Raw genomic sequence first — 24,325 nt, 5'->3', positions numbered from 1 at the left:
CCGAGCACCGCGCCTCGCCCCGCGCTGAACCGTTACGGCCACACCAGGCAGTACGCCTGGTGCCCCGCCTCGTGCAGCCGGTGGCTGAAGTCCTGCCACTCGTGCAGCAGCTGGTAGACGGTGAAGGCGTCGCGCGGGCCGCCGCGGTCGGGGACGGTGGACCAGATGAAGGCCGCCGCGCCGACCGACTCCTCGCCGACGCCTCGCAGCGGGTCGACCACGGTCATCGGAAGCTTGACGACGGCGTAGTCGGGGTGGAGGACGACCAGTTCGAGCGGCGGAACCTTATGGAGGGGTATGCCCTCTATGCCGGTGAGGACCATGGCGGCCATCGTCTCCGGCTTGATCTTGCTGAACATGCCGCCCATGCCGAGCTCGTCACCGCCGAGCTCCTCGGGGCGCATGGAGACCGGGACGCGGGCCGCGGTCGCACCATTGGGCGCGCCGAAGTACCTGTACGTCACCCCCATGCGGCCGCCTCTGATCTCCCCGCCCGTGGTCTCGCTCGTGGTGCCCTCGCGCGTGGTCTCGCCCGTGGTGTCCTCGCGCCGGTGACGGCCGCGCTGGGCGCGCTCGGGACCCCGGTCATTGGTTCCCTCGCCCAGTTCGCCACCGCGATGCATATCTCCACCCGACCACTCGCAGCCCCAGCCGCGCAACCCGATCATCGTCTCAGAGACCTCCCCCGTCACCGGCGCGTGAAACGCCCGGCCGCACGCCCCCGTGCGCCTCTGAGACCATTGCTTGCGTGACTTACTCGTACGTCGGCCCAGTTTCGCAGACGAGTGGGGGCTGACGCCCGGTCGAAAGCGAGAGGAATCAAAAAAGGAGCGAGAGTGAACCCAGCGGCGCCCGCAGGCGTATCGCGAGGGAGATCCCCGCACCCGTTGCCAGCCGGGCTGCGTCCGTGCGCCGCCCCTCCCGCCGTTTATGCAGGTCAGGATCACAGTGTCTTTTCCGTATGAAGCCCCTGTTTCGCAGTCGCTGTTCGACCGTGCGTCCGCCGTGACGCCGGGCGGCGTCAATTCTCCGGTGCGGGCCTTCCGGGCCGTGGGCGGTACGCCCCGGTTCATGGTGTCCGGTACCGGTCCGTACCTCACCGACGCCGATGGCCGTGAGTATGTCGACCTCGTGTGCTCCTGGGGGCCGATGATCCTCGGCCACTCGCACCCCGAGGTGATCGCCGCGGTCCAGGAGGCGGTCGCCCACGGCACGTCCTTCGGTACGCCCGGCGCGGGTGAGGTCGAGCTGGCCGAGGAGATCGTGGCCCGGATCGAGCCGGTCGAGCAGGTGCGGCTGGTCTCCAGCGGCACCGAGGCGACGATGTCCGCGATCCGGCTGGCGCGCGGGTTCACCGGCCGGCCGAAGGTGATCAAGTTCGCGGGCTGCTACCACGGGCACGTGGACGCGCTGCTGGCCGCGGCCGGCTCGGGCGTGGCGACCCTCGGGCTGCCCGACACGCCGGGGGTGACGGGGGCGCAGGCCGGCGACACGATCGTGCTGCCGTACAACGATCTCGAAACGGTGCGGGCCGCGTTCGCCGCGCACCCGGGCGAGATCGCCTGTGTGATCACGGAGGCGGCGGCGGGCAACATGGGCGTGGTGCCGCCGCTGCCGGGCTTCAACCAGGGCCTGAAGGATCTGTGCGCCGGCAACGGGGCGCTCTACATCTCCGACGAGGTGATGACCGGCTTCCGCGTCAGCAAGGCCGGTTGGTACGGCATTGACGGTGTACGTCCGGATCTGATGACGTTCGGCAAGGTCATGGGCGGCGGGTTCCCGGCCGCGGCCTTCGGCGGCCGCGCGGACGTCATGGCGCACCTCGCGCCGGCCGGCCCGGTCTACCAGGCGGGCACCCTGTCCGGGAACCCGGTCGCCACCGCCGCGGGCGTCGCGCAGCTGCGGCTGCTGGACGACGCCGCGTACGAGAAGGTCGACGCGGTCTCCGCGGAGGTGCGGGGCCTGGTGACCGCCGCGCTGGCGAAGGAGGGCGTGGCGCACCGGCTCCAGGTCGCGGGGAACATGTTCACGGTCTTCTTCACGGACGCCGAGGTGACCGACTACGACGCCGCCAAGGCGCAGGAGTCGTTCCGCTTCACCGCCTTCTTCCACTCGATGCTGGCGCAGGGCGTCTACCTGCCGCCGTCCGCCTTCGAGTCGTGGTTCGTCTCGACCGCGCACGACACGGCGGCCGTCGAGCGGATCGCCGCCGCCCTGCCGGCCGCCGCACGGGCCGCGGCCGCGGCGACGGCCTGAGGACACCTCCGGCGCACGGGCCGGCGACTGCTTGCCGACGACTGAATGAATGGGTGACATGAGCAGCGAAGACATCACCGTGGTGCATCTGATGCGGCACGGCGAGGTGCACAACCCCGACGGCGTGCTCTACGGGCGCCGGCCCGGCTACCACCTCTCCGAGCTGGGGCGGAAGATGGCCGACCGGGTGGCGGAGCACCTTGCGGGGCGGGACATCACGCATGTCGTCGCCTCGCCGCTGGAGCGTGCGCAGGAGACCGCGACCCCGATCGCCGGGGCGCACGGCCTGGAGCTGGCCACCGACGAGCGGCTGATCGAGGCGGCCAACGTCTTCGAGGGGAAGACCTTCGGGGTCGGTGACGGTGCGCTGAAGAAGCCGGGGAACTGGAAGTACCTGACGAATCCGTTCCGGCCCTCCTGGGGTGAGCCGTACCTCGAACAGGTCGTGCGGATGATGGCGGCGCTGGGCGCGGCGCGCGACGCGGCGCGCGGGCACGAGGCGGTGGCGGTCAGCCATCAGCTGCCGATCTGGATCGTGCGCAGCTTCGCGGAGCGGCGGCGGCTGTGGCACGACCCGCGGAAGCGGCAGTGCACGCTGGCCTCGCTGACGTCGTTCACGTTCCACGGCGACAAGATCATTTCGGTGGGCTACAGCGAGCCCGCGCGCGACCTGGTTCCCTCCCATCTTCTGGCCGGCGCCAAACCGGTCAAGGGAAAGGCCAAGGCTTTCGGTGCCTGACGGCGCATCACTTGGCGGAACGTCACGTGCGGCCGAAATGACCTGTCCAGACGCATAACTCGTCACCCCGACGCTCGACATGCCCTCCTCTCCATTGTCCGTTTATATGGATATTGAGTTCGGCGAGCACGGATGGGGACGAGGGTATGCGCGCGATCAGCCGGCGAAACCTGCTGGGTATGGGAGTCGGTGCAGCCGCTGCGCTGGGCATCGCCGGCTGCTCGTCGACGGAATCGGACGGCGCGGGGGCCGGCAAGCAGCGGGTGAAGAACTCGGTCCAGGCCCGGGCAAAGCTCATCGGTGACGGTTCGACAGCATATTCCGGCGCGCAGCCCCATCAGCCCAAGGCACCCGAACGACTTGAGCCCGGTCAGACCCCGCCGCAGTTCGTGGTGTTTTCCTGGGACGGGGCCGGAGAGGTCGGCAACGGCCTCTTCCCCCGTTTCCTCCAGCTCGCCAGGGACCACGGCGCGGCAATGACCTTCTTCCTCTCCGGCCTGTATCTCCTGCCCGAATCCCAGAAGCACCTGTACGACCCGCCGAACAACGAGCAGGGCGCCTCCGACATCCCCTACCTCAGCGACGACCACATCAAGGAGACGCTGAAGTACGTGCGGGAGGCCTGGCTGGACGGCCACGAGGTCGGCACCCACTTCAACGGGCACTTCTGCGGCAACGCCCCGACCTCGGTCAAGCACTGGACACCCCGGCAGTGGCAGTCCGAGATCGACCAGGCGATGGACTTCGTCACACAGTGGCGCACGAACACCGGCTTCACCGATCTCGAACCGCTGCCCTTCGACTACCGCAGGGAATTGGTCGGCGGCCGCACCCCCTGCCTGCTGGGCCAGAGAAATCTGCTGCCCACCGCCCAGGAACTCGGCTGGCGGTATGACGCCAGCTCGCCCGGCGGTATGCAGATGTGGCCGAAGAAGAAGAGGGGTCTGTGGGACTTCCCGCTCCAGCTGATTCCGTTCCCGGGGCACAGTTTCCAGGTGCTCTCGATGGACTACAACATGCTCTTCAATCAGTCGAAGAACTCCACGCAGGCTCCGCCGGTCAACTACCCGGGCTGGCGGCAGCAGGCCACCGACGCCTACATTTCCGGATTCCGCCGGGCCTACGAGACCAATCGCGCGCCGTTCTTCATCGGCAACCACTTCGAACAGTGGAATGGCGGCATCTACATGGATGCCGTGGAGGAAGCGCTCAAGCACATTGCCAATGAGCAGAACAAAGATGTCCGCCTGGTGTCGTTCCGGCAGTTCACCGACTGGCTCGACGCACAGGACCCGGAGGTGGTGAGCAAGCTCCAGCGGCTTCCCGTCGGAGCGCGGCCGTACGGCGGCTGGAAGTCGTATTTGTCGGCGGCCTGAGGGATACCACCGGGCCGCGGCAGGCCGTCGGAGGGGGGCGCGGAAGATCCGGAAATGGCCCATGCGAAACTTTTCACATGAGTGCTTGCCGCGCCCCACGCCGCCTCACGAGCCGCCGCCGCATCACCCTGCTCGCCGCAGGGGTGGCGGCCGCGTCGCTGACGCTCAGCGCCTGCGGCGACGGCGCCTCCGGCGGCTCGTCCCAGACCCGGTTCGTCCAGGGCAAGAACGGCATCGACACCGTCACGAAGGACGAGCGGCAGCCGGCCCCTGATCTTTCGGGTGAGACCACCACCGGCAAGAAGCTGGACGTCGCCGACTACAAGGGCAAGGTCGTCATCCTCAACGTCTGGGGATCATGGTGCGGGCCCTGCATCGCCGAGGCGCCGAACTTCGCCAAGGTCGCGAACGAGACCAAGGCCAAGGGCGTCCAGTTCGTCGGGATCAACACCCGCGACTCCGAGAAGTCGCAGGCCACCAGCTTCGAGGAACAGCACAAGGTGCCCTACCCGAGCCTGTTCGACCCGACCGGCCGGCTGATGCTGCGCTTCCCCAAGGGCAGCCTCAACCCGCAGTCCATCCCCTCCACGATCGCCATCGACCGGCACGGCAAGATCGCCGCCCGCTCGATCGGCCCGCTCGCCGAGGGCGATCTGCGCAAGATGATCACCCCGCTGATCGCCGAGAAGTGATCACGTGATCGCGCTCGCAGCCGCCGCGGAAAACCAGACCGTCCTCAACGGGACCCTGCTCGCCGCCGTCCCCCTCGCGCTCGTCGCCGGACTCGTCTCCTTCTTCTCGCCCTGCGTCCTGCCGCTGGTGCCGGGCTATATGTCGTACGTCACCGGCGTCACCGGCACCGACCTCGGCGAGGCCCGGCGCGGCCGGATGCTGGCCGGCGCCGCGCTCTTCGTGCTCGGCTTCACCGCCGTCTTCGTCTCCGGCGGCGCGCTCTTCGGGTTCTTCGGCCAGACCCTGCAGCAGTACAAGGACGTCGTCTCGCGGGTCCTCGGCGTGCTGATGATCCTGCTCGGGCTGGCGTTCGCCGGTGTCCTCAAGCGCTTCGGGCAGCGCGAGCTGCGCTTCCACATGAAGCCCGCGATGGGACTGGCCGGCGCGCCGGTGCTCGGGGTGCTCTTCGGCGTCGGCTGGACGCCGTGCCTCGGCCCCACCTTCGCCGCCGTCAGCGCCCTCGCGTACTCCGGCGCCAGCGCCGGCCGCGGTGCCCTGCTCACCGTGGCGTACTGCCTCGGCCTGGGCGTGCCGTTCATCGTCGTCGCGCTGGCCTTCCGCCGGGCCCTCGGCGCCTTCGGCTGGGTCAAGCGGCACTATCTGTGGGTGATGCGGATCGGCGGCGGGATGATGGTCGCCCTCGGCATCCTCCTCGTCACCGGCATCTGGGACAGCCTGATGTCCGAGCTCCAGAGCTGGACGCAAAGCTCCACCGTTGGGATCTGATTGATGTCCACCAAGACCGACACCCCCCGCGACCCGGGCTCCGCGGCCGACGCGGGCAGTGATCTCGGCGCGGCCGGATCCCAGCTCTCCACCGCGCCCCTCGAAGACGTCACTTTCCCCTCGCTCGGCCCGCTCGGCTGGGCACGCTGGTTCTGGCGGCAGCTGACCTCGATGCGGGTCGCGCTGCTGCTGCTCTTCCTGCTGTCCATCGGCGCGATCCCCGGCTCGCTGATCCCGCAGACCAGCGTCGACCCGGCCAAGGTCGACCAGTTCAAGGCCGACCACTCCACCCTCGCGGGCCTCTACGACAAGCTCGGGATGTTCCACGTCTACAGCTCGGTGTGGTTCTCCGCGATCTACCTGCTGCTGTTCATCTCGCTGATCGGCTGCATCGTCCCGCGCAGCTGGCAGTTCGTCGGACAGCTCCGCGGCCGCCCGCCGGCCGCCCCGCGCCGGCTGACCCGGCTGCCCGCGTACACCACCTGGCGCACCGAGGCGGCACCCGAGGAAGTCCTCGGCGCGGCGCAGCGGCTGCTGAAGAAGCGGCGCTTCCGCGCTCACCTCGACGCCACCGCGGTCGCCGCCGAGAAGGGCTATCTGCGCGAGGTCGGCAACCTCGTCTTCCATGTCGCGCTGATCGTGATGCTGGTGGCGTTCGCCGTCGGCGGCCTGTGGAAGTCCGAGGGCAACAAGCTGGTCACCGAGGGCGACGGCTTCGCCAACAGCCTCACGCAGTACGACGAGTTCAAGTCGGGCCCGTTCTACGACACCGACGACATGGACCCGTTCGGCTTCAAGCTCGACCGCTTCGACGCGACGTACGAGCGGACCGGGCCCCAGCGGGGCACCCCGCGCACCTACCGGGCGCAGATCTCCTACTTCCTGGGCGCGGACGGCAAGCAGCACCACACCGCCATCGAGGTGAACACGCCCCTCGACATCGCGGGCAACCGGGTCTACCTGCTCTCGCACGGCTACTCGCCCGTCGTCACCGTCAAGGACGGCCGCGGCAAGACCGTCTTCCACGGCGCCACGGCCTTCCTGCCCGCCGACCCCAAGAACCTCACCTCGACCGGTGTGGTGAAGGTGCCCGGCGCGCAGACCAAGGACGGCAAGCGCAACCAGCTGGGCTTCCAGGCCATGTTCGTCCCGACGTTCGGCGGCCGCGGCACGGGCTCGATGTTCTCGCAGTTCCCGGCGCTGGACTTCCCCGTGCTCTCGGTCAACGCGTACCACGGTGACCTGGGCCTGGACTCCGGCCTGCCGCAGAGCGTCTACAAGCTGGACACCAAGCGCCTCAAGAAGTACCAGGACGGCAAGGGCGGCATCCTGAAGAAGATGCTGCTGCCCAAGGACCGCGTGGACCAACACGCGGGCGGCTCCAAGAACAAGTCCGCCGTCCGCGCCGCCGAAGCCCAGACCACCATGAAGCTGCCGAACGGCGAGGGCTCCATCACCTTCGAGGGCGTCAAGAGCTGGGCCAGCTTCAAGGTCTCCCACCAGCCCGGCAACGGCCTCGCGCTGACCGGCGCGGTCGCCGCCCTGCTGGGCCTGGCCGGGTCGCTGTTCATCCAGCGCCGCCGGGTGTGGGTCCGGGCGGAGCAGGGCGCCGACGGCGTCACCGTGGTCGAGATGGCCGGGCTCGGCCGCAGCGAATCGGCCCGGCTGCCGGAAGAACTCGGCGCTCTCGCCGGGGACCTGTTCCCCCAGGCCCCGCCCGCTCCCGACGCCCCCGCACCCGCCCCCGACACCGAAGACCCCGCGGAGCCCACTGACTCTGACGGACCTGCTGACCCCTCCGAAGGAGCGCGCGCGTGAACATCGCGGCCGCAGCCAACGAGACACTGGCGCACAACAGCAACCTGCTGGTCTATTCCGCGATGGCGGTCTATACGCTCGCCTTCCTCGCGCACATGGCCGAGTGGGTGTTCGGCAGCCGCAGCAAGGTCGGCCGCACCGCCGCCGCCCTCACCGCGCAGTCCACGGCGTCCGTGACGGTCACCGCCCGGAAGAAGTCCCGGCAGGGCGGCACCACCGCCGTACTGGAGCGGCCCGAGGTCGTCACCAAGTCCGTCGCCGGCAGCCGGGACGTCCCCGACGGGCCGGGCGCCGCGGGCGGCACCGAGAAGGGCGACCTCTACGGACGGATCGCCATCTCGCTGACCGTCCTGGCCTGGGCGCTGCACGTGGGCGGCGTCCTCACCCGCGCCCTGTCCGTGGAGCGTGCCCCCTGGGGCAACATGTACGAGTTCTCCACGACCTTCGCCGCGGTCGCCGTGGGCCTCTACCTCCTGCTGCTCGCGCTCGGGAAGAAGGTCCGCTGGATCGGGCTGCCCCTGGTCACCACCGTCCTGCTCGACCTCGGGCTGGCCGTCTCGGTGCTCTACACCGCCAGTGACCAGCTGGTGCCCGCGCTGCACTCGTACTGGCTGTGGATCCACGTCAGCTGCGCGATCATCTCCGGCGCGGCGCTCTACCTCGGTGCCGTCTCCACCCTGCTCTTCCTGTTCCGCGACTCCTACGAGAGCAGGCTCGCCGACCCCGCGGGCAAGCAGCCCGGCGCCTTCGCCTCGTCCGTGCTGGAGCGGCTGCCCTCGGCCGCCTCGCTCGACAAGTTCGCCTACCGCGTCAACGCCACCGTCTTCCCGCTGTGGACGTTCACCATCATCGCGGGCGCCATCTGGGCCGAGGCCGCATGGGGCCGCTACTGGGGCTGGGACCCCAAGGAGGTCTGGGCCTTCATCACCTGGGTCGCCTACGCCTGCTACCTGCACGCCCGCGCCACGGCAGGCTGGAAGGGCCGCAAGGCCGCCTACCTGGGCCTGATCGGCTTCGCCTGCTACCTGTTCAACTACTACGGCGTGAACATCTTCGTGACGGGCCTGCACTCCTACGCGGGGGTCTGACCCGGTCCGACCCGCCCGCCCCGCGGACGGCGCTGCTGCCCGGTGCCGTACGGGACGCCTCCTTACGAGGCCGGCCCGTACGGCACCGTCGTCTCCAGGGGAGAGGCGCCCGCCCGCCGGCCGCAGGCCTCAGCGCCGCCTGCGCCGGCCGCGCTCCTGACGCGGCGGCTGCTGCCCCGCCCCCGGCAGCGTCGGCTTCGGCAGGTTCGCCACCTCCCACTGCGCCTCGACCAGCTGCTCGGCGGTGTCACGGGGCAGCCGCGGCGGACGGGGCGCCCGGTGGCGGAAGCCGAACGCCGACGTCAGATCACCGAACGCCGACCGCCGCCAGTCGCTGATGTTCGGCTCCGCCACACCCGTCCAGCGCTCCAGGAACTGCAGCACCGAGGTGTGGTCGAAGGGATCGCCGGCGGCCCAGCCGCCCACCGTCCACGGCGAGATGATCAGACACGGCACACGGAACCCGCCGCCGATCGGCAGGCCCCGGACGAACTCGTCCTTGGTCCCGGCCGGTGGCACCGGCGGCGGCACATGATCGAAGAGCCCGTCGTTCTCGTCGTAGTTCAGGATGAAGACGGTCTTCGCCCACAGCCGCCGGTTGGACGCGATCGCCTCGATCTTCCGCGCGACGTAGTCGGCGCCGGCGGCCGGCAGATAGTCCGGATGCTCGGACTGGTGGCTGGTGGGGATCAGCCACGACACGGCCGGCAGCCGGCCGGCCCGGGCATCGTCCTCGAACGTCCCGGCTGGCTGCGCCCGCATCCCGCGTTCGTACAGCGGCTCACCCGGCTTGGCGTCCCGGAAGGTCTGGAATTGCTCCAGCAGGTTGCAGCCGTAGTCGTCCTCCTCCTGGTAGACCTTCCAGCTGATCCCGGCCGCCTCCAGCCGCTCGGCGTAGGTCGTCCAGCGGTACGGCTTGGGCGCGGTGTTGTTCAGCACAGGACCGCCCAGGGTGCCGCCCGGGTCGAGGGTGCCGGTCATCCAGTACAGCCGGTTGGGCCAGGTCGGACCGAAGACCGAGCAGAAGTAGTTGTCGCACAGCGTGAACGCCTCGGCGAGGGCGAACTGAAAGGGGATGTCCGCCCGCGTGTGATAGCCCATCACGTACGGCCCGTTGATCCCGTCGGCCTTGCGGTGCGCGGGCAGCCAGCGGTCCATCTTGCCGCCGTTCCACGCCTCGTGCTGCACCGACCAGGCATGGCTGGTGGAGGGGATGGCCTGGGCGCTGGTGGTGTGCGTGTTGAGGCGGAACGGCAGCAGATAGCCGTCCGGGTTCTCCGCGTCCGGTTGATGGAAGACGGACCGGCCGTCCGGCAGCGTCAGCGCGTCCGGGTCGGCGAAGCCACGGACTCCGCGCAGGGTGCCGAAGTAGTGGTCGAACGACCGGTTCTCCTGCATCAGCATCACGACGTGCTCGACGTCGTGCAGCGAGCCGTGCCGCGCCGGTCCGGCGGCGACGGCCTTTTGCACGCTGGGCGGCAGCAGCGACAGCGCGGCGGCGCCGCCGACCGCGCCGGCCGCCGAGCCGAGGAGTCTGCGTCGGGTCATGTCGGGCATATGTGCCACTCTCCCTGAGTCGCCTGAGCCCTCAGTGGGCCGACATGACTGTGGCGGCGCCCGGGTTTCCCGGGCAGGGGGAGGTTGCTGAACGACGCAGCAATTGGCTGTGAACGGCCGAGAGTTGGCCGGGGAACGCTACGTCCCGTACGTCACACGCACCAGTGCCCGGCGGACCGTGCGGCGGCCGGATTTACGCGTGTAGGAAGGTGTATCAGGACACGCGGCCGAGGCCCGGAGTTCCCCCGGGTGCCGGGTAGGGGCGCTCCCCGGGCAGCAGCGCGGCGGCCGCCGTCATCTCCCCTGCGCCCACCAGCGCATGGATCTCCCGGGCCAGCGGCGTGACGTCCGTGATCGCCACCGTCCACTCATCGGCATACCGGCGCGACGCCTCCCCCGCCAGCCCCAGCTGCAGTGACCGGTACGGCAGCGCCTGCAGCCGCAGATCCCGCTCCGGATCCCACTGCACCCGCGCCGGCGCCCCCTTCAACTCCCGCCGCCAGGCCCCGCGGTCGGCGTGCTCGCCCGGCTCGTAGTGCGACAGGCACGCATGCCGCAACGCCCAGTCGAACCCCGCCCGATCGATCTCCACAGCGAGCACGGTCTCCTGGTCGGCCTTTGCGCCCCAGCCGCAGCGGTACATCATCCACAGGAACGAGGGCTTGATCCATGTCATCCGCTCTCGCTTCCAGGCCGCGGGAAAGCGGCCGTCCCGCGCCGCCGGCACGCCCAGCGCGGGGGAGTAGGCCTGATAGACGGTCACGGTCGTGTCCGTGTACCGGGCGCGGATGCGGCGGGGCGGTTCGGTGGGGTGGACGGGGGATGCGGAGGCGCCAGGGGCCTCGGAGGCTGTGCTCATGGCTGGTCATCCTGACGGAGGGCGGTGGCGCGGGCCAGCGAATTGCGGGGCCGGGGGAGCGCCGGCCTGTGGCGTGGCAGGTGACGGCAGTGGCCGATCAAGAGGTGCCGGAGTGGCCCATCAAGAGGTGCTGGAGTGGCCGCTCAGGACTTCTCCTGGTGACGTGGCCCGTCGCGATGTCCCTGCCCCGTCTCCGTCTATCGCCCGTGCGCACCGTCGCCTTGCTGTCCGGTCGCCTGTGCGGCGAGGGCCTGCAAGGTCGGGAGCGCGTGCCCCCGGCCGCTCACTCGCCCCCGATGTCCTCCTGCCACAGCTCCGGCCGCGACCCGATGAAGTCCCGCATCATTGCCGCGCATTCGGGGTCGTCCAGCAGCACGATGCGGACGCCGTGTCGGGCCAGCCAGTCGTGGCCGCCGTGGAAGGTGCGGGCCTCGCCGATGATGACGCGGGAGATGCCGAACTGGCGGACCAGGCCGCTGCAGTACCAGCAGGGGGAGAGGGTGGTGACCATCGTCGTGCCGCGGTAGGTGCGCCGGCGGCCGGCCGCGCGGAAGGCGGCGGTTTCGGCGTGCAGGGTCGGGTCGTCGTCCTGGACGCGGCGGTTGTGGCCGCGGCCGAGGAGGGTGCCGTCCGGGCCGTAGAGGGCCGCGCCGATCGGGATGCCGCCCTCGGCGAGACCGGTGCGGGCCTCGGCGAGCGCCGTTGCCAGCATGGCGCGGGCCTGTTCCTGGACGTGGGCGGGGCGGCCTGCCGGGTCGCTGTGGCCGCCGAGGTGGCTGTCGCTGTGCTCGCCGAGGTGGCTGTCGCTGTGGCCGTCGACGTGGCCGTGCAGGCGGAGGTCGTCGCGGTCCTGGCCCCAGTCCGGCGTACGGTCCATGCCGTCACCGTACGCCGGGCGGCACGCTCAGGGAGTCTCTTCGGGGCCTTTCGCCGTACCACCGTTCGCCGTACCGCCGCCCGCCGTACCGCCCTCCGCGGCACCGCCGCTCTTGCGCCGCAGTTCCTCCTCGCGGCGGCGCAGGTCGGCCTCCCAGTCCTTGAGCAGCGCCTCGTCCTTCTTGTTGCTCTCGGCCTTGAGGGACGCGAGGAACTCGGGGTTGTCGTCCGGCGCGACGAACTTCGTCCGGTGGCTGCGGTGCCACTCCGACGGCGTGCTGCCGCCGTCCGTGGCCGGCTGCCGCTGCTTGCCCGCCACCAGCCAGGCGACCGGGCCCACCAGCACCTCGCCGAAGAGCAGGATGATGATCACCCAGATCACCTTGGGCAGTCCGCGCACCTGGGATTCGGGGGTGTTCAGGCAGTCGATGAACGCGTAGATCCACAGTGCGAGCACCAGGAGGAACGGCAGATACCTGAGCATTGCGGAACGAGCCCCCAGCACACGACGGCGGGCCCTCGCCGGGGCCCGGTGACCCGTCCAGGGTAGTGCGTACCCGATACTGGACGGCATGGCTTACGACGATCTTCGCTCGTTCCTGCGTGCACTGGGGCGGGAGGGCGACCTCAAGCGCATCAAGGCCGAGGTCGATCCGTATCTGGAAGTCGGCGAGATCGTGGACCGGGTGCAGAAGTCCGGTGGCCCGGCGCTGCTCTTCGAGAACGTCAAGGGCTCGGCGATGCCGCTCGCCATGAACGTCTACGGCACCGACCGCCGCCTGCTGAAGGCGCTGGGCCTGAAGTCGTACGAGGACATCAGCGGCAAGATCGGCGGACTGCTGAAGCCGGAGCTGCCGCAGGGCTTCGTCGGCGTACGCGAGGCGTTCGGGAAGCTCGCGGGCATGACGCACGTACCGCCGAAGAAGGTGAAGGGGGAGAGCGCGCCGGTCCAGGAGGTCGTCCGCAAGGGCGACCAGGTCGATCTGGACCAGCTGCCGGCGCTGTTCACCTGGCCCGAGGACGGCGGTTCCTTCTTCAACCTGGGACTGACGCACACCAAGCACCCGGAGACCGGGGTGCGCAACCTCGGTCTGTACCGCCTGCAGCGCCACGACAAGCGCACCATCGGCATGCACTGGCAGATCCACAAGGACAGCCGCAACCACTACCAGGTCGCCGCCAAGCGCGGCGAGAAGCTGCCGGTCGCCATCGCCTTCGGCTGCCCGCCGGCCGTCACGTACGCCTCGACCGCGCCGCTGCCCGGTGACATCGACGAGTACCTTTTCGCGGGCTTCCTCCAGGGCAAGCGGATCGAGATGGTCGACTGCAAGACCGTTCCGCTGCAGGTCCCGGCGCACGCCGAGGTCGTCATCGAGGGCTGGCTGGAGCCCGGCGAGATGCTTCCCGAGGGCCCGTTCGGCGACCACACCGGCTTCTACACGCCGCAGGAGCCCTTCCCGGCGCTGACCATCGACTGTGTGACGATGCGTAAGCGGCCGCTGCTCCAGTCGATCGTGGTCGGCAGGCCGCCGACGGAGGACGGGCCGCTGGGCCGGGCGACGGAGCGGTTCTTCCTGCCGCTGTTGAAGATCATCGTCCCGGACATCGTGGACTACCACCTGCCGGAGTCCGGCGGCTTCCACAACTGCGCGATCGTCTCGATCGACAAGAAGTACCCCAAGCACGCACAGAAGGTCATGCACGCCATCTGGGGTGCGCACATGATGTCGCTGACCAAGCTGATCGTGGTCGTGGACGCGGACTGCGATGTCCACAACCTCCACGAGGTCTCCTGGCGGGCGCTCGGCAACACCGACTACGCCCGCGACCTCACCGTCGTCGAAGGCCCCGTCGACCATCTCGACCACGCCTCCTACCAGCAGTTCTGGGGCGGCAAGGCGGGGATCGACGCGACGGAGAAGTGGCCCGAGGAGGGCTATACGCGCGACGGCGGCTGGCCTCACATGGTCGAGTCCGACCCGCGGACGGCGGCGATGGTCGACCGCCGCTGGAAGGAGTACGGACTCTCATGAGCAGCGCATCCGCCGCGGTCCCGCAGCCGGGCCGCACCAAGGCCTTCCTGCGCCTGGTGATGATCGAGCACTCGGTCTTCGCGCTGCCCTTCGCCTACATCGCGTCGCTGACCGCGATGTACGAGTGGGACCGGCACGTCCACTGGGCGCGGCTGCTCCTCGTCACCCTCGCCATGGTCGGGCTGCGTACGTTCGCGATGGCCGCGAACCGGATCATCGACCGCGAGATCGACGCCCGTAACCCGCGTACCGCGCACCGGGAACTGGTCACCGGCGCGGTGTCGGTGAAGTCCGCCTGGACCGGCGCGCTGATCGCGCTCGTCGTCTTCCTGGGCGCGGCCGCCCTGCTGAACCCGCTGTGCCTGGCGCTCGCACCGCTCGCCGTGGTGCCGATGGTGGTCTATCCGTACGGCAAGCGGTTCACGAACTTCCCGCAGGCGATCCTCGGCCTGGCCCAGGCGATGGGCCCGATCGGCGCCTGGCTCGCGATCACCGGGTCCTGGTCCTGGGAGGCGGTGATCCTCGGCCTCGCGGTCGGCATCTGGATCGGCGGCTTCGACCTGATCTACGCCTGCCAGGACGTGGAGACGGACCGCGAGGTCGGCGTGAAGTCGGTGCCGGCCCGCTTCGGCATCCCGGCCGCGATCCGGGGCGCGCGCGGCTGTCACCTCGTCACGACGTCGCTCTTCGTCTGGTACGCGCTGGCGACCAGTGCGGGCGTGTTCTTCTGGCTGGGCCTGGTGATCGTGGCGGCGGCCTTCCTGTACGAGCACACGATCGTGAAGCCGCACGACCTGACCCGGCTGAACCGGGCGTTCTTCCAGGTCAACGGCTTTATCGGCATCGCGCTCTTCGTGTGCGCGCTGTTGGATCTGCTGGTGCGGGGGCTGACGGTCTGAGGGCGGGCCGGCCGGTCCGCCCCGAGGCTAGATGCCCGGCCGGGCACCGGCCCCGGCGAGATCGCCGCGGGGGCGCTCCCGGAAGACGAAGGCCGCCAGCACGCCGCCGATCAGCCCGAACAGATGCCCCTGCCAGCTGATGCCGTTGTCGGACGGCAGCGCGCCCCACAGGATCGAGCCGTAGAGCACACCGATGACCAGGCCGATGCCGATGTCGAGGGCGCTGCGTTCGATGAAGCCGCGTACCAGCAGATAGCCGAAGAGGCCGAAGACGACGCCCGAGGCGCCCGCGGTGTTGCTGTCCGGCGCGGCGGTGAACCATACGCCCAGCCCGCTGGCGAGGATGATCAGCAGGGCGACGGCGAGCAGGCGGCCGACCCCGCTGCGCAGCGCGGCGACGAAGCCGAGCAGCAGCAACGGCAGGGTGTTCGCGGCGAGATGGGCGAAGCCGAAGTGCAGGAAGGCGGCGGGCACCACATCGAGCAGTTCGGCGGGCTCGCGCGGCTGGATGCCGAAGGCGTCCAGGGCGCCGCCGGTGGCGAGGTCGACGCCCTCCAGCAGCCAGAGCAGTGCGACCCAGCCCAGCATCAGGCAGATCGCGGGCTTCGCGCGTGATCTCATCTCCGGCCGTCCCTTCTCGTCCCCCGGTGGGGCGGCCCGCGGCGGGTCCGCGCGCGGGGCACACAGGTAAGAACGGGCGTGGTGGGGTCCGCGGTTCCGCCGGATAGGCTCGATGCGTGGAGCCGCCGCACAACGACACCAGTAAGCAGGGCCCCGGCCGACGCCGTCCGTGGGTCGTGGGGATTTCCGGCGCGTCCGGGACGCCGTATGCGGCGTCCGTTCTGCGCGGGCTGCTCGCCGCCGGGGAGGCGGTGGATCTGATCGTCAGCCGGGCGTCGCGGCTGACCCTGCTGGACGAGACCAACATCGCCTTCCGGGATGCCCACTGGCGCGCCGACCTGCGGGAATGGCTGGCGCGCGGGGCGGACGGCAAGCCGTCGGCGTTTCCGGTGACGGAGGCGGACCTGGCGGATGTGCGGTACTGGCCGGCCGGGGATCTGGCGGCCGGGCCCTCGTCGGGTTCGTATCCGGTGAAGGGGATGCTGATCGTCCCGGCGAGCACGGCGTGTGTGGCCGGGGTGGCGCTCGGGCTCTCGAAGGATCTGCTGCAGCGGGTGGCGAGCGTGTCGCTCAAGGAGCGGCGGCGGCTGGTGGTCGCGGTGCGCGAGACCCCGCTGAACGGTCCGACGCTCAAGCATCTGGTGACGCTGGACGAGGCAGGCGCCGTGGTGCTGCCCGCCTCGCCGGCGTTCTACGCGGGGGCGACGCACATCCAGGATCTGGTGGACTTCGTCGCCGGCCGGGTGCTCGATGCGGCCGAGGTGCCGCACGGGCTCTACCGGCGCTGGGAAGGGGAGCTGCGGGGCGGCTCCAAGGACGCGGAGGAGGCCCCGGACGCTGGCTAGCGCTTCTTCGCTGTGGCGGCGCGGCCGAAGAGGCTGCGGGTCCGCGGTGCCGCGGCCCGGTGGGCACGTGAACGATTGGCCTGGTCCTGCAGCTCACGCATGCGGGCGTAGGCCATCTCGATCGAGTACACGGTGACAACTCCTGGGATCGTCTGTGATCGTTGCGATCGGCTGAAAGATTCACAGGGTCAAGGCCCTGTATGCCTTAGATTCTACATGCAGAACCCGAATATGCGTAAAGATTGGAAGGCTTGAGGGCATGGACGCGGTGGATAGGCAGCTCATCCAGGCACTTCGCGAGAACGGCCGGGCCTCGTACGCGGAGCTCGGCCGGCTCGTCGGCCTCTCCGGGCCCAGCGTCACGGACCGGATCAACCGCCTCGAAGCGGCGGGTGTGATCACCGGATACCGCGCGACGGTGGACGCCGCCTCGCTCGGTCTCGGTGTCACGGCGCTGGTGGGCATCTCGCTGTCGGACGCCACCGACCACGAGGACGTCGCGCAGCGGCTGCGCGACCTCGAGGAGATCGAGGACTGCTGGTTCATCGCCGGCGACGACTCGTACATGCTCAAGGTGCGGGTGGGGGATGTCGACGGGCTGGAGCGCACCATCCGGCGGCTGTCCGGCACCAAGGGCGTCTCCCGTACGCGCACCACGATCGTGCTCTCCACCAAGTGGGAGAACCGCGTCGGCCAGCTGCCCGAAGAGGCCGAGTAGGGCGCGCAGGCCGGGCAGGCGGGGCGGGCCGGGCAGACCGAGCGGGTGGGCCGCGTAGGGCGAGTGGGCCCGCCGGGCGCCGCGTGCAGACCCGCCGGGCGCCGCGTGCAGGCCCACCGGGCGCCGCGTGCAGGCCCGCCGGGCGCCCGCTCGGCGCCCGGGAGCGGACGGGCGCGCCAAGGGGCCCCCGTCCGCCCCTGCTATGGGGGAGTACGCTCGTCGGAGCCCGTTTCCGGCTCCGGACAAGGCACCGGAACGGCACCGAATACGGCAGAGACTGGGAGGCGACCGGATGGCTGCGTCGATGGATGTGGGCCTCAAGCGTGAGCTGGAGGCGAAGGTCCACGCCGGGGAGCGGCTGACCCGCGAGGACGGTATCGCCCTCTACGAGTCCGACGACCTGGCATGGCTGGGCGGCCTCGCCCATGAGGTGCGTACGCGCAAGAACGGCGACGTCGTCCACTTCAACGTCAACCGCCACCTCAACATGACGAACGTGTGCACCGCGTCGTGCGCCTACTGCTCCTTCCAGCGCAAGCCGGGCGAGAAGGACGCGTACACGATGCGCATCGAGGAGGCCGTCCGCCTCGCCAAGGCGATGGAGAACGACAACCTCACCGAGCTGCACATCGTCAACGGCCTGCACCCGACCCTGCCGTGGCGCTACTACCCGCGCTCCCTCAAGGCCCTCAAGGAAGCCCTCCCGGAGGTCTCCCTCAAGGCGTTCACCGCCACCGAGATCCACCACTTCGAGACCATCTCGGGCCTGTCCGCCTCCGAGATCCTCGACGAGCTGATCGACGCCGGCCTGGAGTCGCTGACCGGCGGCGGCGCCGAGATCTTCGACTGGGAGATCCGGCAGCACATCGTCGACCACCGCACCCACTGGGAGGACTGGTCGCGGATCCACCGCCTCGCCCACGAGAAGGGCCTCAAGACCCCCTCGACGATGCTCTACGGGCACATCGAGGAGCCGCGCCACCGCGTCGACCACGTCCTGCGGCTGCGTGAGCTCCAGGACGAGACCGGCGGCTTCCAGGTCTTCATCCCGCTGCGCTACCAGCACGACTTCGTGGACATGCAGGACGGCAAGGTCCGCAACAAGCTCCAGGCCCGTACGACCATGGCGACCGGCGCCGAGGCCCTGAAGACCTTCGCGGTCTCCCGCCTGCTCTTCGACAACGTCCCGCACGTGAAGTGCTTCTGGGTGATGCACGGCCTGCAGACCACCCAGCTCGCGCTGCAGCACGGCGCGGACGACATGGACGGCTCGGTCGTCGAGTACAAGATCACGCACGATGCGGACAACTACGGCACGCCCAACAAGCTGACCCGTGAGGACCTGCTCGACCTGATCCGCGACGCCGGCTTCCGCCCCGTCGAGCGCAACACCCGCTACGAGGCCATCCGCGAGTACCCGGGCCCCGACCCGGACCGCCGCGAATCCCCCCAGCCGATGCGCGTCTGACCTGCGCTAAAGCGCTGCCGGTAGGGAGGGTTAGGGTCCGGGTCATGGACGTGCGTTTCGACCTGGACCCTTCCGTCACCCCCGGACTCCGCGACGGGATATGCGCGTTGTGGGCCGATGTCTCCAACGCCGGCGGCGCGGTCGGTTTCCTCCCGCCGGTGTCGCCCGAGGAGATCCGCCCCGATCTGCTCACCCATCTGACGGCCATGGCCGAGGGGCGCACCCGCCTGATGGTCGGCCGCGACGCGGACGGCCGGGTGCTGGCCACGGCGTTCCTCACCTTCAACGGCCACCGCCTGATGACGCACTGGCTGTGGGTCTACACGGTCATGGTCCACCCCTCCCTCCAGGGGCAGGGCGCCGGCCGGCGGCTGATGGCCGCGGTCGCCGACGCCGCCCGCACCTTCGACGGCGTCACCGCGCTCCGTCTCACCTGCCGCGGCGGCACCGGCGTCCACCGCTTCTACGAGGCCTGCGGCTACCAAGAGGTCGGGCGTGTCCCCGGCGCGATCAAGTTGGCCGACGGTGCATTCCGCGATGACGTCACCATGTGGCTGGAGCTGGGCTGACCGGGGGCGGACGGCCGATCCGGGGCGGGGCCCCCGGTCCCGGGCGCGCCCACGGCAGGGGTCACGAAGATCGCCCGAAGCGCTGTGCTTGACTGGATGCAGACCCTTTAGGTTGCCGTTGAGGAGAAGGTCCCATCCGTGAGTAGCCAGAACTTCGCCATGCTCCGCTACACCGCCCTTCGCATCGGCCTCTTCGTCGCCTCGTTCGCCGTGGTGTGGGCGCTGGCGTACGTCCATGTCATCCCGCTCGCCGTCGGTGCCTCCAACACCGTCTGGCTGCTGCTGCTCGCCATCGTGATCTCCGCGCCGCTCAGCTTTGTGCTGCTGCGCAAGCAGCGGGATGCGATGTCCGAGCAGATCGTCGCCAAGGTCGACCGGCAGCGCGAGCGCCTGATGGCCAACGCCGGCCAGGAGGACGGGGTGCAGTAGAGGACGGGGTCCGGTAAAGGACGGGCCCCGGCAAAGGACGGGCCCGGTAAAGGCCTGGACCTATGTAAGACGCCTCACAGACGCCTCACAGCCGCTTCTCCACGACAGGCGCCCGGCGCCATGGATTCGCTCCATGGCCGGGCGCCTGTCGTGTTTTTGACGGATGGTCCGGTGTGCCCGCCTCCTGCCGGTCTCTCCATAACCCAAAGATTTTCTTTGGGTTCCTCAAAGTTCAAGTGTTAATGTACTTGCCATGAAGACAGCAGCCGCGCCCTCGTTCCCCAGGAGCACTCCGCTCGTGGCGCGCCTGCACGTCGATCTCTGCCGCTGTATGTCCGCGGCCTGTTGCCGCCGCTGACCGCCTTCCCCAGCGGCTGGAGATCTTCTCCCTGACCCCTCCGGGCGGGAGAGGCCCCCGTCGCGTCTGCCCTGCAGCCGCTCTCCTCCCTGACGCGGCTTCCTTGCGCCGTCCCGCCGTCCTTGACGTCCCCGACGTCTCCCCTGCCCCCGGAGTGTGTCCGTTGTCCACGTCTGCCGAGACCGCCGAGCCCTCACAGGCTTCCCGGACCCCGAAGTCCTCCCGCATACCCAAGGTCCCGTTCTGGGTGCAGATCCTGGCCGGCCTCGCCCTGGGCGTGCTGCTCGGCTGGATCGCCAAGAGCGGTGACGTCGGCTGGCTCACCACCACGCTGCAGCACATCGGCGACCTCTTCGTCCAGCTGCTGAAGCTCGCCGTGGCCCCGCTGGTCTTCTTCGCGATCCTGGTGTCGATCACCAATCTGCGGCAGGTCAACAACGCCGCCCGGCTCGCCACCCGCACGCTGCTGTGGTTCATGGCCACCTCGCTGATCGCCGTCGCGATCGGCCTGGCGATCGGCCTGCTCACGAACCCGGGCGCGGGCACCGGGCTGACCCCGAAGGACGGCAAGCTCCCCGACCACGCGGGCTCCTGGATCGACTTCCTGACCGGCATCGTCCCCACCGACATCATCACGCCGTTCACCGAGCTCAACGTCCTGCAGATCGTCTTCATGGCCGCCGTGGCCGGCATCGCGGCGCTCCAGCTCGGCGAGAAGGCCGAGCCGGTCCTCACGATCAGCCGCTCGGTCCTCGAACTGCTCCAGAAGGCCCTGTGGTGGGTCATCCGCCTCGCCCCGATCGGCACCGTCGGCCTCATCGGCAACGCCATCGCGACGTACGGCTGGAACCTGATCGGCAAGTACGCGACCTTCACCGTCGACATCTACGTCGGCTGCGCGCTCGTCCTCTTCGGCGTCTACCCGCTGCTGCTGTCGACCGTCGCCAAGGTCAACCCGCTGCAGTTCTTCCGCGGCGCCTGGCCCGCCATCCAGCTGGCCTTCGTCTCCCGCTCCTCGGTCGGCACCATGCCGGTCACCCAGCAGGTCACCGAGCGCCTCGGCGTGCCGCGCGAGTACGCCTCCTTCGCGGTGCCGTTCGGCTCGACGACCAAGATGGACGGCTGCGCCTCGATCTACCCGGCGATCGCCGCGATCTTCATCGCCCAGATCTTCGACGTCCCCCTCGGCATCGGCGACTACGTCCTGATCGCCTTCGTCTCCGTCATCGGTTCCGCCGCCACCGCCGGCCTGACCGGCGCGACGGTGATGCTGACGCTGACCCTCTCCACGCTGGGCCTGCCCCTGGAGGGCGTCGGCCTGCTGATGGCCATCGACCCGATCCTGGACATGATGCGCACGGCCACCAACGTGGCCGGCCAGTCGGTCATCCCGATCCTGGTGTCCGCCAGGGAGAAGATCCTGGACCGCGAGGCGTACAACGGCGCCAAGAGCACCGGTCTCGCCGGTGGCGATGTCGAGCCGGCCGAACAGCAGGTCGTGGTCCCGGCCACGGTGGTTGCCGGATAGCGAGCCTCGCGGGCACGCCCAGCAGCCAGGCCCGGCCACTGCCGGCGGAGAGTCCGGCAGATACGGCGGCGCCCCCAGCCTTGTCGGCTGGGGGCGCCGCCATTGTCTGCTCTCCATGGCAGGGGTCAGCAGCCTCTGGCGTGAGCCGCCTTGGGAAGCAGGGTGTCCATGATCTTTTCCAGCCTGGGGCGCAGCTCGTTCGTGCTGGTGAAGTGATTGACGGAGATCTCCAGCGCGAAGGTGCGGGCCGGCTGGCCGTGGCTGTCGGACGGAGTTCCGGAACAGCGGCTGGTCCCGAAGGCGCTTCCGGAGTAGCCGGCGGTGTGCCCGTCAGGTCGCGCCCAGAACTTGAGGTGCGCATGGCTGGCGAAGCGTCTCACGCGTTCTTCCGCGGTGCCGTTCTCCGAGCTCCTTCGCGCCTCCACTGACAGCGCGGCATTCCCGTCAACGTAGTACTGGCAGAAAGACGTCGCCTTCCCGTCGTCAGGGAAAGAGTCACCGTCGAACTCGATCCGGTCTCCCGGGGGGAAGAGGGGGCGAAGCAGGTCCCGGCTGACGGGAATGTCGCAAAGGCTGCTCGGTATGGCGTAGTTGATCTTCGGCGCTCCGCAACCGGACGCGAGCAAGGCGAGCGAGAACATGGCGGCAGCCGATGCCACTGTTTTCCGCCATGCCGGCGCATGTGTGGTGGTGTCACAAGGATCGGACACCTGATCAGCCATGACGAGCATCCTCCCACTGCGCACCCGAGGTGTGTCCGTCCATGGCGGCGTCCGAGGCGGCATCCGTCAGGTCCCTCGTGGTGGACTGATTGAAGTGGCCGCGTTCGGCGGCCTGTTCGACGGCTGCACGCGCCGAGTCCTGTGCGGCTTCCCTCCCCTGAGTGTATTTCTGGCCGGCTTCGTATTGCGCGGGCTGTGGTGGTGTCGTGCCTGAGGCGAGCCATGGTGTTTTCGGTTATTTCATTTATGCCATGGTTGATGATGTTTCCGCCGATGTTGCCGGCATTCCCCGGAATTGAACCGGTGGCTATCATGGTGACCCTGTTCACGAGCCTGCCCTGCTTCGCCACCTGGTCGTTGAATTCCTTGTCTTCGGCGGCGTGGGTTTCGTGGACGGATCGGCGCGTGCCTCGGTGCTCAAAGGCATGGAAATACTCGGTGTCGGAAGGAAGTTGGGCACCGGCGACTACCCGCCAGTGTTCGAGCCGGCGCTGTGCCTCGGTCGTCCGGCCGTGATCCTCGACCGGACGGGCCCATGGCTCCAGGACCTCGGGTGCGATGCCCGGCGGCTCGTCGGCCGGCACCGTGCTGCCGTCGGGTCGGGTGTACGGGGTGCTGCTGAGGGCGGCGGTGCTGATGAGAGTGGCGCTGAGCAGTCGGTCGGGGTGGTCGGCGAGCGCCATCTGGGCCAGCATGCCGCCCAATGACATGCCGACCACATGGGCCCGGCCGATTCCCCGTCCGTCCCGTACCGCGATCACGTCATCGGCGAGATCGGCGATCCGGTACGGCTCTGCTCCTCGAAGGGCCAGGTGGAGCGGCCGGTGTCGCGGCGGTCGTCACGGGTGACCCGGTGGTGTGCGGCAAGTGCCTCGACCAGGGGCTCCGGCCGGCCGATGCCAGTGGCCTGGGCCCCCGTGATCAGCAGCAGGGGGCCGCATCGGCGGCGGCGCGCTCGGCCTCGGTCCACATACGGATGCCGGGGCGGCGTCGACGAGTTGCTGCAAAGGGCCGACCTCCAGGGGGACCGGGGCCACGGGCATGGCTCCACGGGCGTCGGCTCCACGGGCGTCGGCTCCACGGGTGTCGGGTCGCCCGGATATCGGGTCCGCGGACAGCCCAGCTTGCGCGACGGTACATGTCGTCTCTTTATGGCGCGAACGCGTCAAGGAAGTGGGAGCAGGAGGCGAAGATCGTAAACTTACTTTGCAGTAAAGGGGCGGGATGGAGGGACATTCAGGGTGGGAGCTGTGAAGAGCAAGCGGGTGCCGCGCGCGGTCCGGGAGCAGCAGATGCTGGACGCCGCGGTGCTGACGTTCGCACGGCGTGGTTACTCGGCGGCTTCGATGGACGAGGTCGCCGAGGCGGCGGGGGTCTCCAAGCCGCTGGTCTATCTCTACCTGAACTCGAAGGAAGACCTGTTCAGCGCGGTAATCCGACGGGAGTCGGAGGCGCTGGTGGCGGCGGTGACGGCGGCCGTCGAGCCGGGGGCGACGCCCGACCGGCAGCTGTGGGGCGGTCTGCGCGGGTTCTTCGCGCACACCGCCGAGCATCCGCACGGCTGGGCCATACTCCATCAGCAGGCACGGACGCACGGCGAGCCGTTCGCGCGCGAAGTGGCCGTGGTGCGGGCGGAGATCGTCGCACGTGTGACGGAGCTGATCGGTGCGGCCGCGAAGGAAGCGGGCTGTGTCGGCGAACTGGCCGAACAGGAGGTCGCCGGGCTTGCCCATGCCCTGGTCGGTGCGGCCGAATCCCTCGCCGAGTGGGCCAATGTCCGTACGGGCGAGGGCCCTTCGGGCGAGCGCGAGCATCCGTCGGCGCGGGACGCGGCGGCCACGATGATGAACTTCGTCTGGGCGGGCCTCAGTCGGCTGATGGCGGGCGAACGGTGGGCGCCGGGCGGACTCGTCGGCCGACAGGGCAGGTAGGGCAAGTAGTGCAGGTACGGCCGGCGGGGCCGGTCGGCCGGGCGGGCGCCGGGTGCCCCGGCCGCCGGGCGGCGGTGCGTGGGCGGCGGCGCCCGGGCGGCGGCAAATCGGAACGGTTGGGGCTGCGGCGGACGAAGTGGCCGCCGAGGGGCGGCCGAGGGGCGGCCGAGGGCAGCC

24 protein-coding genes and 2 pseudogenes are annotated in these 24,325 nt (G+C 69.8%); 16 read left to right on the top strand and 10 right to left on the bottom strand.

The window, feature by feature from the left end:
- Positions 1-32: 32 nt before the first annotated feature.
- On the bottom strand, positions 33-623 hold the full coding sequence (locus ACGFR7_RS27550; RefSeq protein ID WP_393324554.1) for a hypothetical protein: 591 nt from the start codon (positions 621-623) through the stop codon (positions 33-35).
- Positions 624-930: 307 nt separating this feature from the next.
- Between ACGFR7_RS27550 and hemL the strand changes: the two genes are divergently transcribed.
- The 7 genes from hemL to ccsB all read left to right on the top strand — a co-directional run bounded on the left by hemL (position 931) and on the right by ccsB (position 8,735).
- Complete coding sequence (hemL, locus tag ACGFR7_RS27545; protein ID WP_393324438.1) at positions 931-2,256, top strand: glutamate-1-semialdehyde 2,1-aminomutase; 1,326 nt, start codon at positions 931-933, stop codon at positions 2,254-2,256.
- 58 nt (positions 2,257-2,314) lie between these two features.
- Positions 2,315-2,995, top strand: coding sequence for a histidine phosphatase family protein (locus tag ACGFR7_RS27540; protein ID WP_393324435.1), 681 nt, complete (start codon positions 2,315-2,317; stop codon positions 2,993-2,995).
- Positions 2,996-3,141: 146 nt separating this feature from the next.
- A complete protein-coding gene (locus ACGFR7_RS27535; RefSeq protein WP_393324432.1) occupies positions 3,142-4,371 on the top strand; it encodes a hypothetical protein in 1,230 nt (409 codons plus the stop codon).
- Between the two features lie 77 nt (positions 4,372-4,448).
- A complete protein-coding gene (locus tag ACGFR7_RS27530; protein WP_393324429.1) occupies positions 4,449-5,063 on the top strand; it encodes a TlpA family protein disulfide reductase in 615 nt (204 codons plus the stop codon).
- 4 nt (positions 5,064-5,067) lie between these two features.
- Positions 5,068-5,829 (top strand): cytochrome c biogenesis protein CcdA, encoded by a 762-nt coding sequence (locus ACGFR7_RS27525; protein WP_328386049.1) that lies wholly within the window; start codon positions 5,068-5,070, stop codon positions 5,827-5,829.
- A 3-nt stretch (positions 5,830-5,832) separates the two neighbouring features.
- The gene (locus tag ACGFR7_RS27520) at positions 5,833-7,647 is read left to right on the top strand and encodes a cytochrome c biogenesis protein ResB (protein WP_393324426.1); all 1,815 of its coding nucleotides are present in this window, start codon (positions 5,833-5,835) and stop codon (positions 7,645-7,647) included.
- Positions 7,644-8,735, top strand: coding sequence for a c-type cytochrome biogenesis protein CcsB (ccsB, locus tag ACGFR7_RS27515; protein ID WP_393324424.1), 1,092 nt, complete (start codon positions 7,644-7,646; stop codon positions 8,733-8,735). The genes ACGFR7_RS27520 and ccsB overlap by 4 nt, the downstream gene beginning before the upstream one ends.
- Positions 8,736-8,864: 129 nt before the next feature.
- Here the strand turns inward: ccsB and ACGFR7_RS27510 are convergent, their stop codons facing one another.
- The 4 genes and pseudogenes from ACGFR7_RS27510 to ACGFR7_RS27495 all read right to left on the bottom strand — a co-directional run bounded on the left by ACGFR7_RS27510 (position 8,865) and on the right by ACGFR7_RS27495 (position 12,511).
- Positions 8,865-10,292 (bottom strand): alkaline phosphatase family protein, encoded by a 1,428-nt coding sequence (locus ACGFR7_RS27510; RefSeq protein WP_393324421.1) that lies wholly within the window; start codon positions 10,290-10,292, stop codon positions 8,865-8,867.
- Positions 10,293-10,506: 214 nt separating this feature from the next.
- Positions 10,507-11,151, bottom strand: a complete 645-nt coding sequence (locus tag ACGFR7_RS27505) for a DUF4291 domain-containing protein (protein WP_393324418.1) — start codon at positions 11,149-11,151, stop codon at positions 10,507-10,509.
- A 283-nt stretch (positions 11,152-11,434) separates the two neighbouring features.
- Positions 11,435-11,881, bottom strand: a pseudogene (locus ACGFR7_RS27500) (nucleoside deaminase); the annotation flags it as partial.
- A 174-nt stretch (positions 11,882-12,055) separates the two neighbouring features.
- Positions 12,056-12,511, bottom strand: a complete 456-nt coding sequence (locus ACGFR7_RS27495; protein WP_393324415.1) for a PLD nuclease N-terminal domain-containing protein — start codon at positions 12,509-12,511, stop codon at positions 12,056-12,058.
- An 88-nt stretch (positions 12,512-12,599) separates the two neighbouring features.
- On the opposite strand from ACGFR7_RS27495, the gene ACGFR7_RS27490 reads away from it, so the two are divergent.
- Together ACGFR7_RS27490 and mqnP are read left to right on the top strand one after the other, a co-directional pair.
- Entirely contained in the window at positions 12,600-14,060 is a 1,461-nt protein-coding gene (locus ACGFR7_RS27490) for a menaquinone biosynthesis decarboxylase (protein ID WP_393324412.1), read from the top strand.
- A complete protein-coding gene (gene mqnP, locus ACGFR7_RS27485; RefSeq protein ID WP_393324409.1) occupies positions 14,057-14,959 on the top strand; it encodes a menaquinone biosynthesis prenyltransferase MqnP in 903 nt (300 codons plus the stop codon). Before ACGFR7_RS27490 ends, mqnP begins: the two co-directional genes overlap by 4 nt.
- 27 nt (positions 14,960-14,986) lie before the next feature.
- Here the strand turns inward: mqnP and ACGFR7_RS27480 are convergent, their stop codons facing one another.
- Positions 14,987-15,580: a rhomboid family intramembrane serine protease gene (locus ACGFR7_RS27480; RefSeq protein WP_393324406.1), complete on the bottom strand. Its 594-nt coding sequence runs from the start codon at positions 15,578-15,580 to the stop codon at positions 14,987-14,989.
- 116 nt (positions 15,581-15,696) lie between these two features.
- Between ACGFR7_RS27480 and ACGFR7_RS27475 the strand changes: the two genes are divergently transcribed.
- Positions 15,697-16,425, top strand: a complete 729-nt coding sequence (locus tag ACGFR7_RS27475; protein ID WP_393324404.1) for a UbiX family flavin prenyltransferase — start codon at positions 15,697-15,699, stop codon at positions 16,423-16,425.
- On the opposite strand, the gene ACGFR7_RS27470 is transcribed toward ACGFR7_RS27475, so the two are convergent.
- Positions 16,422-16,556: a hypothetical protein gene (locus tag ACGFR7_RS27470; protein WP_393324401.1), complete on the bottom strand. Its 135-nt coding sequence runs from the start codon at positions 16,554-16,556 to the stop codon at positions 16,422-16,424. The genes ACGFR7_RS27475 and ACGFR7_RS27470 overlap by 4 nt on opposite strands.
- Positions 16,557-16,684: 128 nt before the next feature.
- Between ACGFR7_RS27470 and ACGFR7_RS27465 the strand changes: the two genes are divergently transcribed.
- The 5 genes from ACGFR7_RS27465 (at position 16,685) to ACGFR7_RS27445 (ending at position 21,495) form a co-directional block, all read left to right on the top strand.
- The gene (locus ACGFR7_RS27465; RefSeq protein WP_042155701.1) at positions 16,685-17,143 is read left to right on the top strand and encodes an Lrp/AsnC family transcriptional regulator; all 459 of its coding nucleotides are present in this window, start codon (positions 16,685-16,687) and stop codon (positions 17,141-17,143) included.
- A 304-nt stretch (positions 17,144-17,447) separates the two neighbouring features.
- Complete coding sequence (mqnE, locus tag ACGFR7_RS27460; RefSeq protein ID WP_393324551.1) at positions 17,448-18,611, top strand: aminofutalosine synthase MqnE; 1,164 nt, start codon at positions 17,448-17,450, stop codon at positions 18,609-18,611.
- 44 nt (positions 18,612-18,655) lie between these two features.
- Positions 18,656-19,180 carry a GNAT family N-acetyltransferase gene (locus tag ACGFR7_RS27455; RefSeq protein WP_393324398.1) on the top strand — a complete coding sequence of 175 codons (525 nt, stop codon included), beginning with the start codon at positions 18,656-18,658 and terminating at the stop codon, positions 19,178-19,180.
- A gap of 138 nt (positions 19,181-19,318) precedes the next feature.
- Positions 19,319-19,609, top strand: coding sequence for a DUF4229 domain-containing protein (locus tag ACGFR7_RS27450; protein WP_393324396.1), 291 nt, complete (start codon positions 19,319-19,321; stop codon positions 19,607-19,609).
- Positions 19,610-20,130: 521 nt separating this feature from the next.
- Positions 20,131-21,495, top strand: coding sequence for a dicarboxylate/amino acid:cation symporter (locus ACGFR7_RS27445; protein WP_393324393.1), 1,365 nt, complete (start codon positions 20,131-20,133; stop codon positions 21,493-21,495).
- A 125-nt stretch (positions 21,496-21,620) separates the two neighbouring features.
- On the opposite strand, the gene ACGFR7_RS27440 is transcribed toward ACGFR7_RS27445, so the two are convergent.
- The 3 genes and pseudogenes from ACGFR7_RS27440 to ACGFR7_RS27430 form a co-directional block, all read right to left on the bottom strand.
- On the bottom strand, positions 21,621-22,217 hold the full coding sequence (locus ACGFR7_RS27440) for a hypothetical protein (protein WP_393324566.1): 597 nt from the start codon (positions 22,215-22,217) through the stop codon (positions 21,621-21,623).
- Between the two features lie 494 nt (positions 22,218-22,711).
- Positions 22,712-22,978: pseudogene (locus ACGFR7_RS27435) on the bottom strand (alpha/beta hydrolase); the annotation flags it as partial.
- Positions 22,975-23,187 carry a hypothetical protein gene (locus ACGFR7_RS27430; protein WP_393324391.1) on the bottom strand — a complete coding sequence of 71 codons (213 nt, stop codon included), beginning with the start codon at positions 23,185-23,187 and terminating at the stop codon, positions 22,975-22,977. The pseudogene ACGFR7_RS27435 and the gene ACGFR7_RS27430, both read right to left, overlap by 4 nt.
- Before the next feature lie 271 nt (positions 23,188-23,458).
- On the opposite strand from ACGFR7_RS27430, the gene ACGFR7_RS27425 reads away from it, so the two are divergent.
- Complete coding sequence (locus ACGFR7_RS27425) at positions 23,459-24,148, top strand: TetR/AcrR family transcriptional regulator (RefSeq protein ID WP_393324388.1); 690 nt, start codon at positions 23,459-23,461, stop codon at positions 24,146-24,148.
- Positions 24,149-24,325: the final 177 nt, after the last annotated feature.

Origin of the sequence: Streptomyces sp. NPDC048516, from assembly GCF_043199875.1 — a bacterium.
GTDB lineage: Bacteria > Actinomycetota > Actinomycetes > Streptomycetales > Streptomycetaceae > Streptomyces.
This window is presented reverse-complemented; position numbering and strand designations above follow the sequence as displayed.